The organism is Luteimonas notoginsengisoli (assembly GCF_042648885.1).
GTDB classification, from domain to species: Bacteria; Pseudomonadota; Gammaproteobacteria; order Xanthomonadales; family Xanthomonadaceae; genus Luteimonas; species Luteimonas notoginsengisoli.
The window spans coordinates 715,463-727,679 of sequence record NZ_JBHRYF010000001.1 but is presented as its reverse complement, the minus strand read 5'-3'; the positions used below and the strand labels follow the sequence as shown (position 1 = coordinate 727,679).

Below are 12,217 nucleotides of genomic sequence, written 5' to 3'. Positions count from 1 at the left end.
CAATCGCGTTGTAGCAGGCGACCGACCCGTTTTCGTCCGGAGCCCCCGCATGCCCTCCACCACCGTTCGCCTCGCCGCGCTGCTGTTGGCGCTTGTCGTGTCGTCCCTCGCTTCGCAATCCACGCTGGCCGCGAGCATGGCGGCCGTGGTCCACAAGGCGTCCGTGGACGTGCGCGGCGCGCCCGACTTGAAGGCGCCCGCGGTCGCCACCCTGAAACGCAACGCGTCCGTCACCGTCGCGGGCCAGCAGGGCATGTGGTTCCGGGTGGAGTTGCCCGCGGGCCAGCCGGGATTCGTGCGGGTCAACGACGTGCGCGTGTCGCACGCCGGCGGCGAAGCGTCGGGGTCGGCCGTGCGCGCCCTGTTCGGCGGCCAGTCCGGCAAGGGCCGCACGATCGAGACCGCGGGCGTCCGCGGCCTGGACGAGGCCGCGCTGCGGACGGCCGGCTACGACGCCGCGCAGATGGCGAAACTGGCCGCGTACCGGGCCACGCCCGAGGACGCCGCCGCGCTCGCGCGCAGTCGCGGATGGAGCGCCACCCGGGTGGCCTTCGCGTCGGAAGCCGGCCCGGGCGAACGCGGCGGCAGGAGTCAGGCGCAGAAGCGCGGCGCGCTGGCGAGCGCGCGCGGCTTGCTGTCGCAGGTCGGCGGTGGCCTGTTCGGCGGCCGCGCCGACGACGCGATGAAGGTCGCCGACGCCGCGGCCGGCAAGTCGGAGGAGGAACTGTCGGAGGAAGAGCTGGCGCTTGGCCCGGAAATCACCGGCCGCCTCCTCGGCGCCGCGCCGCTGGTCGACGATGCCGACGCGCAGCGCCGCGTCAACCTCATCGGCCGCTGGATGGCGTCGCAGACCACGCGCCCGGAGCTGCCGTGGAGCTTCGGCGTGATCGAATCGGGCGACGTCAACGCTTTCGCCGCGCCCGGCGGCTACGTGCTGGTGACCCGCGGCCTGTACGAACTGCTGGCCGACGACACCGAGGTCGCCGCCGTGCTCGGCCACGAGATCAGCCACGTCGTGCAGCGCGACCATTACAACGTCATCCGCAAGCAGGCCATCACCGAGGCCGGACAGGACATCGTGGCCGGCGAAGTCAACGTGGGCGGCGATATCGCCGCCAGCATGGCCAAGGATTACGTGCGTCGCCACGGCGCGACCGTGATGCTGACGCGGCTGGATCGCGACGCCGAATACCGCGCCGACGAAGCGTCGGAGATCTACCTCGCCCGCTCCGGGTTCAACCCGCTGGGGCTGTACGCGGTGCTGCAGAAGATGACCGCGCTGGGCGCGCAGTCGCCGAGGCTTGCCCAGCTGTACAAGACGCATCCGGCGCTGGGCGACCGGCTCGACCGCATCGATCGCCGCAGCCTCGCCGGGCTGCAGCAATACACCGAGCGCAACTGATTCCTGCGATCGATGCACCGGCCACGCGGCGCCTCGCCGCGCGGCCGGCTCTACGTGGGCCGCCTCAGCCGAACAGGCGCAGCGTCAGCGGATAGCGGTAGCGCTCGCCGTTCCACGCTTTGACGGTGGCGATGATGCTGCAGACCAGCCAGGTCACCGCGATCGCGCCGATCGCCAGCAGCAGTACCAGCCCGGCGGGTATGGTGACGAGCAGTCCGATGCCGAGCGTGAGCACGGTCACGCCGATCAGCGCGATGCCGATCGCCACCGCCACGCAGGCGTACACGAACATGCTGAGGTTGAAGTTGATCGCCTCGCGCGCGTGTTCGCTGGCGAACGGCGAATCGTCGCGCTTGATCAGGTAGACCACGGCCGCGGCAAGCACGCCGGCGAAGCCGGCGATCCAGCTGGTCATCAGTGCCAGCACCAGGGCGGACAGGTGCGCCAGCGCGGCCCATTGGCGTTCGCTGGCGGTCGGGGACAGGGGCTGCGGCAGGCTGCCGTCGGCGGTGTGTTCCATCGTGCGCTCCCGGCCGGGGACAGTTCCGGCACGCATCCAGAATGGGGCCTGGCGCGTGGCGCGCAACCCAACCGATGGCCTACGCACGCCGCCTTGCGACTTGATCGCGGGGCTCAACGCCCGGTGGCGGGATGTCGATGCATGGGAGGTCGAAGCCCATCGGGCTTCCCCACACGGGTCGGGACAGCATGCGCAGCCTTCCCGACCCGGGCCGCGGCCGCTCATGTGCGGCCACGGCAGTGCGCGCGCTGGTTACTTCACCAGTCTCAGCGTGAACGGATAGCGGTAGGCGACGCCTTCGTTGGCCTTGATCGCCGCGATGATGGTCAGCACCAGCCAGGCGATGCCAATGATGATCCACAGCGGTATCGCGATCACCAGGCCGATGCCCAGCGTGAACAGCGCCAGCAGGAACAGCGCGAAGAACGCGATCCCCACCGTGATGTTGAAGTTCAGCGCTTCCTTGGCCTGGTCGTCGACGAAGGGCATCGCGTCCTTCTTCACCAGCCAGATGATCAGCGGGCCGATGAAGCAGCCGATGCTGCCGGCCCAGCCCGAAGTGAGGATGCCGCCGACCAGCGCCGACAGGTGCGCGAACATCGCCCACTGGCGCTCTTCCGCACCGGGCACTCCCGATGACAGCGGCGGAGGCGTTACGGCTTCATTGAAATCGGTCATGTCGTTCCCCGTGGCCAGGCCGGCGACGCCGGCAATGTTCGGAGAATACGTCAATCGGCGCGGGCGGCGGTCAGCCAAAGGCGCGCATCGCCCCACCCGCGGATGGTGGAACGCAGGCTTCACGGGGGGCGACTGCGGCAGGCCACGGTCAGCTTGCGACCGCACCACCGACCGGCCGCCTTGCCAACGCGCCGCAGCGCGCCGGCGATGGCGAAGCCCCCGCGCCTTCACTCCCCTCCGGCCACCGTCATCCTCCCGACCAGGATCGACCCGGTACGCACGTGCGAACGCGGATCGACATCGCTGCCCACCGCCTCGATGGCCTGGAAGATGGCGCGGAGGTTGCCGGCGATGGTGATGCCGTCGACCGCGTGCGAGATCGCGCCGTCCTCGATCCAGAACCCGGCCGCGCCGCGCGAATAGTCGCCGGTGATGTTGTTCACGCCCTGCCCCATCAGCTCGGTGACCAGCAGGCCGCGGCCCATGCCCTGCAGCATGGCCTCCAGGTCGCCGGCGTTGGCGGCGACTTCGAGGTTGTGGACGCCGCCGGCGTTGGCGGTCGTCGCAAGGCCGAGCTTGCGCGCCGAGTAGCTGCCAAGCACGTAACGCTGCAGCACGCCGGATTCGACCAGCGCCGATTCGCGGGTGGCCACGCCTTCGGCATCGAACGCCGCCGAACGCAGGCCGCGCGGCAGGAAGGGCCGCTCGTGGATGGAGAACCAGCCGGGGAACAGCTGCGTGCCGGCGCTGTCGACCAGGAAGCTGGCGCGCCGGTACAACGCGCCGCCCGACACCGCGCCGAGCAGGTGGCCGATGAGCGAACGGGCCATCTCGCTCGCGAACAGCACCGGATACTCGCCGGTGGCGATTTGGCGCGGCGCCAGCCGCGACAGCGCGCGCTCCGCGGCGCGGCGGCCGATCGACGCCGGCGACGCGAGGTCGGACTCGGCCAGCGCCAGGCTGTACCAGCCGTCCCGCTGCATGGAGTCGCCCTGCCCCGCGATCAGCGCGCAGCCGATGCTGTGCTGGGTGCTGCGATCGCGCCCGGCAAAACCGTGCGAATTGGCGTACACGCTGAGCGATTCGCCGCTGCCCACCGAGGCGCCGTCGGAGTTGGCGATCCGCGCGTCGGCGTCGCGCCCTGCGGTCTCGCAGGCCAGCGCCAGGTCGACCGCGCGATCCGCGTCCAGCGCCCAGGGATGCCAGCCGTCGAACTCGCGCAGGTCGGTGGCCATCAGGCTCGCATCGGCGAGGCCGGCGGCCGGGTCGTCCTCGGTGAAGCGGGCGATGGCGCAGGCCTGGTCGACGGTGGCCTGCAGGCTTTCCTCGCGCAGGTCCGCGGTGCTGGCGCTGCCCTTGCGCTGGCCGAAATAAACGGTGACGGCGATGCCGCGATCGCGCGTGGACTCGACCGTTTCGACGCTGCCCATGCGCACGCTGACGTTGAGGCCGCGCTCCTCGGAGCACGACACCTCCGCCTGGCTGGCGCCCGCGGCGCGGCATCGCTCGAGCAGGCGCGCGGACACGGCTTCGAGGTGGTCCAGACGATCGATGCTGTCGTCGTGGGCCGGCGCAGCGGGGGAGATGGCGGTGTTCAATGAATTATCCTTGGTTCCTGTAGCGGGTCAGCCAGGCCGGCTTTTGCAATGGGTGATGCGGAACGCGACCAGGGGAACAGCCGGCGCGTGCAGTCGAAGGGCTGGAGGGCCGGTGGCGTGGCGTCCACGTCCCGGGTGTCCATCCGCGTCATCCTTGGCCATCCGTCCCGACAAAAAAGGTCCATGCAATGCGCGGCAAAGACGAAACCACGGGCGAATTCCTCGGTACCAGCCGCAGCCAGCAGCGGCGCGACGCGCTGGACGTGCTGGAACTGGCGCAGCGGCTGGTCGCCCTGCCGCCGGCGCAGCTGGCCAAGCTGCCGGTGCCCGAGGACCTGCACCCGCACATCGCCGAGACGCGGCGCATCACCTCGCACATCGCGCACAAGCGCCAGCTGGCGTTCCTGGCCAAGCAGATGCGTCGCGAGGACGACGAGGTGCTGGACGCGATCCGCGACGCGCTCGACGCCGGTGGCGAAGCCGCGCGCCAGGAAACCGCGCTGCTGCACCGCGCCGAACACTGGCGCGAGCGCCTGCTCGACGAGGGCGACGCCGCGCTGGCGGCCCTGATCGAGGCGCATCCGTCGGCCGATCGCCAGCAGCTGCGGCAGCTGGTCCGCAACACGCTCGACGAACGCAAGCGCAACAAGCCGCTGCACGCCTTCCGCGAGCTGTTCCGCGCGGTGAAGGAGCTGCTGGAAGCAGGAGAGCCCGGCGACGACGAAACCGCCTGATCCGTCGGCTTTCGTAGGAGCGGCTTCAGCCGCGATCTCTTTACCCCGCCCGCGGAAGCGAAAAGCTCGCGGCTGAAGCCGCTCGTACAAGGGCGCATGGGGCGCATTGCAAGCATCAGGCTTGGGTGCCGCCGACGGTCAGTCCCTCGATCAGCAGCGACGGCTGGCCGACACCGACCGGCACGCTCTGCCCGTCCTTGCCGCACACGCCGACGCCCTCGTCCAGGGCCAGGTCGTGGCCGATCATCTTCACCTTCTGCATCGTCTCCGGCCCGTTGCCGATCAGGGTCGCGCCCTTGACCGGCGCGGTCACCCTGCCGTCCTCGATCAGGTAGGCCTCGGTGGCCGAGAACACGTACTTGCCGTTGGTGATGTCGACCTGTCCGCCGCCGAAATTGACCGCGTACAGGCCGCGCTTGACCGAACGGATCATGTCCTGCGGATCGTGCGTCCCGGCGAGCATGTAAGTGTTGGTCATGCGCGGCATGACCAGGTGCGCGAACGACTCGCGGCGGCCGTTTCCGGTGGGCTTGGCGCCCATCAGCCGCGCGTTGAGCGTGTCCTGCATGTAGCCGGTCAGCACGCCATCCTCGATCAGCGGCGTGCACTGCGTCGGCGTGCCTTCGTCGTCGACGTTGAGCGAGCCGCGGCGGCCGTCGAGGGTGCCATCGTCGACGATGGTCACGCCGGGCGAGGCCACGCGCTGGCCCATGCGGCCGGCGTAGGTGGAGGTGCCCTTGCGATTGAAATCGCCTTCCAGCCCGTGGCCGACCGCCTCGTGCAGCAGCACGCCGGGCCAGCCGGCACCGAGGACCACCGGCATCACCCCGGCGGGCGCGTCGATGGCCTCGAGGTTGACCAGCGCCTGCCGCAGCGCCTCGCGCGCGAACTTCTCCGGCTTGCCGTCGCCCAGCAACTCGGCGTACGAATGGCGCCCGCCGTAGCCGGCGAAGCCCGATTCGCGGCGCCCGTCCTGCTCGACGATCACCTGGATGTTCATGCGCACCAGCGGGCGCACGTCGCCGGCGAGCACACCGTCGCTGCGCGCGACCAGGATCGTGTCGACGCCGCCGGTCAGACCCACCATCACCTGCTTCACCCGCGGGTCCACGGCGCGCAGGAGCTTGTCGACGCGGCGCAGCGCCTCGACCTTGGCTTCGTTGCCCATCGCATCGATCGGATCATGCGGCGCGTACAGCTGCCGGCCATGGCCGGGGACGAGCGTGCGCGCGACGTGGCCGTCGCCATCACGCGCGATCGCGCGCGCCGACTGCGCCGAGGCCAGCAGCGCGGCGGCGTTGATGTCGTCGGAATAGGCGAAACCGGTCTTCTCGCCGGAGATCGCGCGCACGCCCACGCCCTGTTCAATCGAATGCGCGCCTTCCTTGACGATCCCGTCCTCCATCGTCCAGCCCTCGCGCCGGGCATGCTGGAAATACAGATCGCCGAAGTCGATGCCCGGACCCAGCAAGGCGCCGAAGGTGCGTTCGAGTTCGCGTGGGTCGAGGCCAGCCGGTCTCAGCAGCCGGGTCTGGGCGAGTGCGAGCGGTGAATCGCCCTGGTGCGGATCGGTGGTCATCGTCATGGCTTCGAGTTTGGGGCCGGGGCGTCGTTTGGCAACCCGGGCGCTTCGGGTGTCTCGCCGGGCGAGGGCTGCGCGGGTGGCCGGGCCGGCGCTGCCGATGGTTGCTCGCGCCCGGACACTTCGACCTTGGGATCCTTCCACGGCCCGGTCACGCGATAGCTTTTCGCGCCCATCTCGCCCAGCGGCTTGCGCAGCACCGCGTTGGTCAGCGCGCCGACCGCGGCGCCGACCGGGCCGCCCGCAAGCGCGCCCGCCACCGTCAGCAGGTTGCCGGACCGGGGCAGCACCTCGATGTGCTGGTCGAAGGTCTGCGCACGCAGGTCGGCGCTGCCGCGGATGCGGATCTCGGCCGCCGGGCCGTCGATGTTCATGTCGTCGCTGCGCGCCTGCCCGTTGTCGAACTCGACGCTGCCGCCGATGCGATTGAACGCGAAGCCCTTGGAGAACAAGTCGCGGAAATCCAGCATCAGGCGGCGCGGCAGTTCGGCCACGCTGAGCAGGCCGAGCACGCGCCCGGCACCCGGTTCGACTTCCACCAGCCGCCCGTCCCTGGCCGCCAGCTGCAGCTTGCCCTGCAGGTCGGCCAGCCGGAATCCTGCGGGGCTGCCCGGCCAGGTCGCGGAGAGGTGCGCATCGCCGTCGCCGCCGGCGACGCGGCCGCCGTAGCCGAACCCGGCGAGCAACGCGCCGAAATCCTCGCTGTGCACGTCGACCTCCAGGCGCGTGCGCGCGCTGGCGCCGCGGCCCAGCCAGTCGCCGCTGACATCGATGCGCTGCGTTTTCGAGCGCGTCTGCACGCGTTCGATGCGCAGCCCGCCGTTGACCGGACGCGTGCGCAGCTCCGCGCTGCCCAGCGCCGCCTCGCCGAAATGCAGCGCGTCGATGCCGATGTCCAGCGGCGGCACGTTGGCTGGATCGATGTCGTCGCCTCGCGGCGGTGCGGGCGCCCGTGCCGGCGCTGCGGAGACGGACGCCGGCGCTGCCGAGCCCGGTGCCTCGGCCCCGGCTGGCACGGCCGATGCCCCGCGCCTTGCCGACTGCCAGAACACGCGCGAGAAGCGGCCCGTCACCGGCGCGCGCGCGGCACGCGGGATCGACAGGCTGCCGGCAAGCCGAGGACCTTCGAGATGGACCGCCGTGCCGACTGGCGACGGCTGCGCGCGCAGGCGGGTATTCGGGAAACTGCCGCCTAGCAGCGACAGGCGCTCGGCGAGCACATCGATGCGCCGCAGCGGCAGCGACTGCCCGCTGCCGCCGGTGGTCAGCGCCATCCAGTCGATCGCATCGAGCGTCGCGGTGCGGCCGGTGGCAACCAGGCCTGACGCGGGCGGCGCCTGTTCGACGCGGCCGCTGCCGAGCACGACGCGCACGCCGGTCTGATCGCCCGCGCTGCGTGCCCGCAACGCCAGGCGCTGGCCGAAGGCCACCGCGATGTCGCCGCTGCCCAGCGGCAGGGTGGTGTCTACCGTCGTTGGCAGCGCGGCCGCCGCCGGTTTGTCCATCGGCTCGGGCAAGCCGAGCCGGGTGCCTTCCAGGTTCGACTGCAGGCTCAGGCGCATCGGCGGCTCGGTCCCGTTCGCGGGTGCGACGCGCGCGATCGCCAGCGCCACCGTCCACGGCGAACGACCGCTGACGTAGGGCTTGAGCCAGGCCATTTCCGGCGCGTGGTCGAGCAGTTCGTGGGCGTCGAGCGAGGCGGCGACCTCGGCCTCGAAAGCCTGGTCGCGATCGCGCACATGGCCCACCCCGGCCCGCAGCGCCAGGCGGCCGGGTTGACCGAGATGGGTGGCGCGCAGCCCGTCGGCGGTGAAGCCTTCGTGGTCGTACGCCACCTCGCCACGCACCTGTTCGAAGGACAGTTTCCAGCGCTTCTCGCCGAGGCGGACGCCGGCCAGCTCGACCCGGCCGTCGATCTTCGGCGCCGGCGCGTCGTGGTGCAGCGGCAGGTCGAGCGCGAGGCTCGCCGTTGCCGGGCCGCGGGCGGTGAGGTTGTCGAGCGTCTCGGCATGCTGCCGCCGCAGTGGGCTGTGCTGCAGCAGCGCAAGCAGTTTCGCCGCATCGGTCTTCGCATCCGCACCGACCACGAGATCCGCGGCGTGGAAATCGGCGATCCCCGCTTCCAGGCGCGGAATGGCGACGCCCGCGATCGCACCGCGCCCTCGGACCGTGAAGCCGTTGCCGATGAAGCTCACGTCGCCGTCGAGGTGATCGACCGCGGGCCAGTCGGGCTGGAATTTCACCACCGTGCCCGCAAGCCGCGCGGTGGCTTCGAAACGTCCCTTCGCCCCCGTGGTTCCCCGCCCCTGCGCGCCGGGATGGAACGGCCAGTCGTCCAGGTCGCCGGACACGATCGCGCGCCCGTCGAGCACACGGCCACCGACGAGCGCCGTGTCGAGCCAATGGACCGTGCCGGGCGACATCAGGTGGCGCACCCAGAAGCGCTTGGCGACCGGGACGTGGGTGTCGTCGACCCGTGCCGCCACGTCGATGCGCGGACGCGTGCCGTCGCCTTGGAACGTCATCCCGCCGCGCACGTCGGCGCCGTAACCGATGCCGGCGATGCGCAGCGCGGGCGTTTCCACGCGCCAGCCGCCAGCTTCCCGCCAGCCGGCGACGCGACCGGTCAGGTGCACGTCGTGCGGTGCGCCGAACCCGCTCGGCCAGTCAAATCGCAGCGTCGCGTCCGGCTCGAAATCGAACACGAACCCGTCCGCGTCGCCCTCGAGGCGGCCACCTAGGCCGCTGATCCCGGGCGCATCGCCGTGCGCCGAAAACCGCAGGCCCTCGACCCGCGCCTGCGCGCTGAGCGCGCCGCCGCGGACGCCGGCCAGCGACACGTTCTGCAGCACCGCATCGGGCTTGCCATCGAGCAGCCACCGCCGGAGCCCGGGAGCGACGCGATCACTGAGCGCGACCAGTGCCAGCAAGGGGCCTGCGTCGATGCGCGACGCCAGCAGCGCCTGGCGCTGCCCACCCGCGACCACCAGGCCGTCCAGCACCTGCGCATCGCGGCCGTCGCCCACGCGCAGCCGCGGCGCATCGAAACGCCAGCCGCCGTCCACCAGCTGCCAGCGGCCGCGCATCTGCACGCGGCCGAACGCGACCCGTGGCGCGGCGGCGGACGGCAACATCGGCGCGCCGCGCAGCTGCAGCGCCTGCAGGTCGGCATCGGCCGTGGCTACCGCGATCCGGTTGCCGCGCAGCGTGGCCCAGGCCTCGACCCTGCCGCTGCCGTCGGCGACGGTCACGCCCGCGGCGTGCAGCAGCGGCGACCACGCCGAAAGCCGCGCCCGCTTCGCTGCGACGTAGGCACGACCATTGCCGTCGTCACGGCTGAAATCCACCCGCGCTTCCACGGGCGCGGCGTCCGCACGCATCCACGCGCGCGCGCCGACGCGCACGCGCGGGCCGTCGACGCGCAGGCGCAGGTCGATTCGCGGCACCTGGGCGTCGATGCCGAGCCCAGGCGCCTGGATGCGCAGCTTGCCGCCGATCACCTGCAGTTCGCCCAGACCCTCGAGCGTGGAGAACGGATCGCCGCCGGGGCGCTGGTCGCCAGGCAGACCGCGCACCTGCCAGCGGCCGTCGCTTTCGCGCTGCAGGGTCAGTTCGAGTCCGCGCAGCCGCAGCTCGGTGAACGAACTGCCGGGCAGCAGCCCCGCGTACTGCGAAACCAGCACCTCCGCCGCGCCGATCGGCACCGCGTCCGCGCCGTCACCGATGCGCAGGCCGTCCAGCCGCAGGAGCGGGCCACGCCGGGTCCATTGCGTCTGCACCCGGTCGAAACGCACGCTGCGGTCGGCCTGCGCGCTGAGCCAGGCTTCAATCCGCTCGGGGTGCCGCTCCGCCCAGGGCAGCAGGATCTGGCTGACCACGCCGGCCGCCAGTGCCATCACCACCAGCATCACGGCCACCACGTACCAGGCACCGCGCCGTGCGCGGCGCAGGTGCCGTTGCAGGCTCGGGGACATCAGCGGCGCGCTCCGCGCGCGCGAAGCCGGGGCTGCAAGCCGTGGGCTGGGCTGATGCAAGGACCAACGTGATCGCGGCCGTGGCCGCGATCGCCTGCGACCGATCGCGGACGAGGCCGCGCCCACGATTGCGCGCTGCGTCCAAGGCACAACCTCCCGACCCGGGCGCCGTCCTCAAAGCAGCACGACATCGAACTGCTCCTGCAGGTACTGCTCGTCGGCCTGGAAGCGGATCGACTTGCCGAGGAACTCCTCCAACTCCGCCACCGCCGCCGATTCCTCGTCGGTGATGCGCCCGACCACTTTCGGCGAAGCGATGACCAGCAGCCGCGCGGCCTCGAACTGGCGCACGGCGCGGACGATCTCGCGGAAGATCTCGTAGGTGACCGTCTCGGCGGTCTTGAGCATGCCGCGGCCGCCGCATTCGTGGCAGGGTTCGCTGAGCTGTCGCTGCAGGCTCTCGACCGTGCGCTTGCGGGTCATTTCCACCAGGCCCAGCGGCGAGAAGTCGTACACCGTGGTCTTGGCGTGGTCGCGCGCCAGCGATTTCTCCAGCGTGCGCAGCACCTGGCGCCGGTGCTCGGCGTCGGCCATGTCGATGAAGTCGATGATGATGATGCCGCCGAGGTTGCGCAGGCGCAGCTGGCGCGCCACCGCCTGCGCGGCCTCCAGGTTGGTGCGATAGACCGTCTCCTCGAGGTTGCGCTGGCCCAGGAAGGAGCCCGTGTTGACGTCGACCGTGGTCATCGCCTCGGTCTGGTCGATGACCAGGTAGCCGCCCGATTTCAGCGGCACTTCCTTCTCCAGCGCGCGCTGGATCTCGTCCTCGACGCCGTACAGGTCGAACACCGGACGGGTGCCGGAATAGTGTTCGATCTTCTCGTCCAGGCCCGGCATGTACTGCGCGGCGAACGTGCGCAGGCGGTCGCAGGTCTCGCGCGAATCGACCTTCACCTTTTCCACGTCGCGCCGCATCAGGTCGCGCACCGCGCGCATCGGCAGGGTCAGGTCTTCGTAGATGCGGGTGCCGACGCGCGCTTCGAGCATCTGCTGCTCGATCAGCGCCCAGGCGCGGCCGAGGTAGGTGATGTCCTCGGCGAGCGCTTCGGAGGGCTGTCCTTCTGCGTTGGTCCGCACGATGTAGCCGTGCTGGCGACCGTCCGCCGCCAGTTCGCCCACCAGCGACTTCAGCCGCGCGCGCTCGGCCTCGTCCTCGATCCGCGCCGACACGCCGACGGTGCGCGACTGCGGCAACAGCACCAGGTACCGCGACGGGATGCTGATCTGCATGGTCAGCCGCGCGCCCTTGGTGCCGATCGGATCCTTGACCACCTGCACCACGATTTCCTGGCCGTCGCGCAGCAGTTCGCTGATCGGCGGCACCGGCGGCGGCGGTTGCGGCGCGGCGGTCGCATCGCCGGCGGTCTCCGGCGTCGGCAGCGACCGCATCACGTCACTGGCGTGCAGGAACGCCGCGCGATCCAGGCCGATTTCGACGAAAGCGGCCTGCATGCCCGGCATCACCCGCTGCACTCGGCCCTTGTAGATGTTGCCGACCACGCCGCGCGACCAGCCGCGTTCGATGTGCAGCTCCTGCAGCATGCCGTTCTCGACCACGGCCACGCGGGTCTCGCGGGGCGTAACGTTGACCAGGATCTCCTCGGTCATGGCGCCACCGCGCATGCGGCGCGAATCCCGGGCTGCGGCCACGGCCGGCCCGCGCCGGCGC

At 71.2% G+C, this 12,217-nt stretch carries 8 protein-coding genes; 2 read left to right on the top strand and 6 right to left on the bottom strand.

The window, feature by feature from the left end; translation table 11 throughout:
• The first annotated feature begins 49 nt into the window (after positions 1–49).
• Positions 50–1,402, top strand: a complete 1,353-nt coding sequence (locus ACFOM9_RS03425; RefSeq protein WP_386706190.1) for a M48 family metalloprotease — start codon at positions 50–52, stop codon at positions 1,400–1,402.
• 64 nt (positions 1,403–1,466) lie between these two features.
• On the opposite strand, the gene ACFOM9_RS03420 is transcribed toward ACFOM9_RS03425, so the two are convergent.
• The 3 genes from ACFOM9_RS03420 to pmbA form a co-directional block, all read right to left on the bottom strand.
• Positions 1,467–1,922: a DUF4870 domain-containing protein gene (locus ACFOM9_RS03420; RefSeq protein WP_386706188.1), complete on the bottom strand. Its 456-nt coding sequence runs from the start codon at positions 1,920–1,922 to the stop codon at positions 1,467–1,469.
• Between the two features lie 252 nt (positions 1,923–2,174).
• Complete coding sequence (locus ACFOM9_RS03415; protein WP_386706186.1) at positions 2,175–2,600, bottom strand: DUF4870 domain-containing protein; 426 nt, start codon at positions 2,598–2,600, stop codon at positions 2,175–2,177.
• 227 nt (positions 2,601–2,827) lie between these two features.
• Positions 2,828–4,186 (bottom strand): metalloprotease PmbA, encoded by a 1,359-nt coding sequence (pmbA, locus tag ACFOM9_RS03410; protein WP_386707282.1) that lies wholly within the window; start codon positions 4,184–4,186, stop codon positions 2,828–2,830.
• 200 nt (positions 4,187–4,386) lie between these two features.
• Here pmbA and yjgA point away from each other — a divergent pair, with 200 nt between their 5' ends.
• Positions 4,387–4,932 (top strand): ribosome biogenesis factor YjgA, encoded by a 546-nt coding sequence (yjgA, locus tag ACFOM9_RS03405; RefSeq protein ID WP_386706184.1) that lies wholly within the window; start codon positions 4,387–4,389, stop codon positions 4,930–4,932.
• A 115-nt stretch (positions 4,933–5,047) separates the two neighbouring features.
• On the opposite strand, the gene tldD is transcribed toward yjgA, so the two are convergent.
• From tldD to rng, 3 genes are all read right to left on the bottom strand, one after another.
• The gene (tldD, locus tag ACFOM9_RS03400) at positions 5,048–6,511 is read right to left on the bottom strand and encodes a metalloprotease TldD (RefSeq protein WP_386707279.1); all 1,464 of its coding nucleotides are present in this window, start codon (positions 6,509–6,511) and stop codon (positions 5,048–5,050) included.
• Positions 6,512–6,513: 2 nt separating this feature from the next.
• The gene (locus ACFOM9_RS03395; protein ID WP_386706182.1) at positions 6,514–10,488 is read right to left on the bottom strand and encodes a YhdP family protein; all 3,975 of its coding nucleotides are present in this window, start codon (positions 10,486–10,488) and stop codon (positions 6,514–6,516) included.
• 174 nt (positions 10,489–10,662) lie between these two features.
• Positions 10,663–12,156 carry a ribonuclease G gene (gene rng / locus ACFOM9_RS03390; RefSeq protein ID WP_386706180.1) on the bottom strand — a complete coding sequence of 498 codons (1,494 nt, stop codon included), beginning with the start codon at positions 12,154–12,156 and terminating at the stop codon, positions 10,663–10,665.
• Positions 12,157–12,217 lie beyond the last annotated feature (61 nt).

Excerpts from the sequence above, each read along its gene's own strand:
- ACFOM9_RS03425 (WP_386706190.1), top strand. The coding sequence starts at position 50 with ATGCCCTCCACCACCGTTCGCCTCGCCGCGCTGCTGTTGGCGCTTGTC.
- ACFOM9_RS03420 (WP_386706188.1), bottom strand. The coding sequence starts at position 1,922 with ATGGAACACACCGCCGACGGCAGCCTGCCGCAGCCCCTGTCCCCGACC.
- ACFOM9_RS03415 (WP_386706186.1), bottom strand. The coding sequence starts at position 2,600 with ATGACCGATTTCAATGAAGCCGTAACGCCTCCGCCGCTGTCATCGGGA.
- yjgA (WP_386706184.1), top strand. The coding sequence starts at position 4,387 with ATGCGCGGCAAAGACGAAACCACGGGCGAATTCCTCGGTACCAGCCGC.
- tldD (WP_386707279.1), bottom strand. The coding sequence starts at position 6,511 with ATGACCACCGATCCGCACCAGGGCGATTCACCGCTCGCACTCGCCCAG.
- ACFOM9_RS03395 (WP_386706182.1), bottom strand. The coding sequence starts at position 10,488 with ATGTCCCCGAGCCTGCAACGGCACCTGCGCCGCGCACGGCGCGGTGCC.
- rng (WP_386706180.1), bottom strand. The coding sequence starts at position 12,156 with ATGACCGAGGAGATCCTGGTCAACGTTACGCCCCGCGAGACCCGCGTG.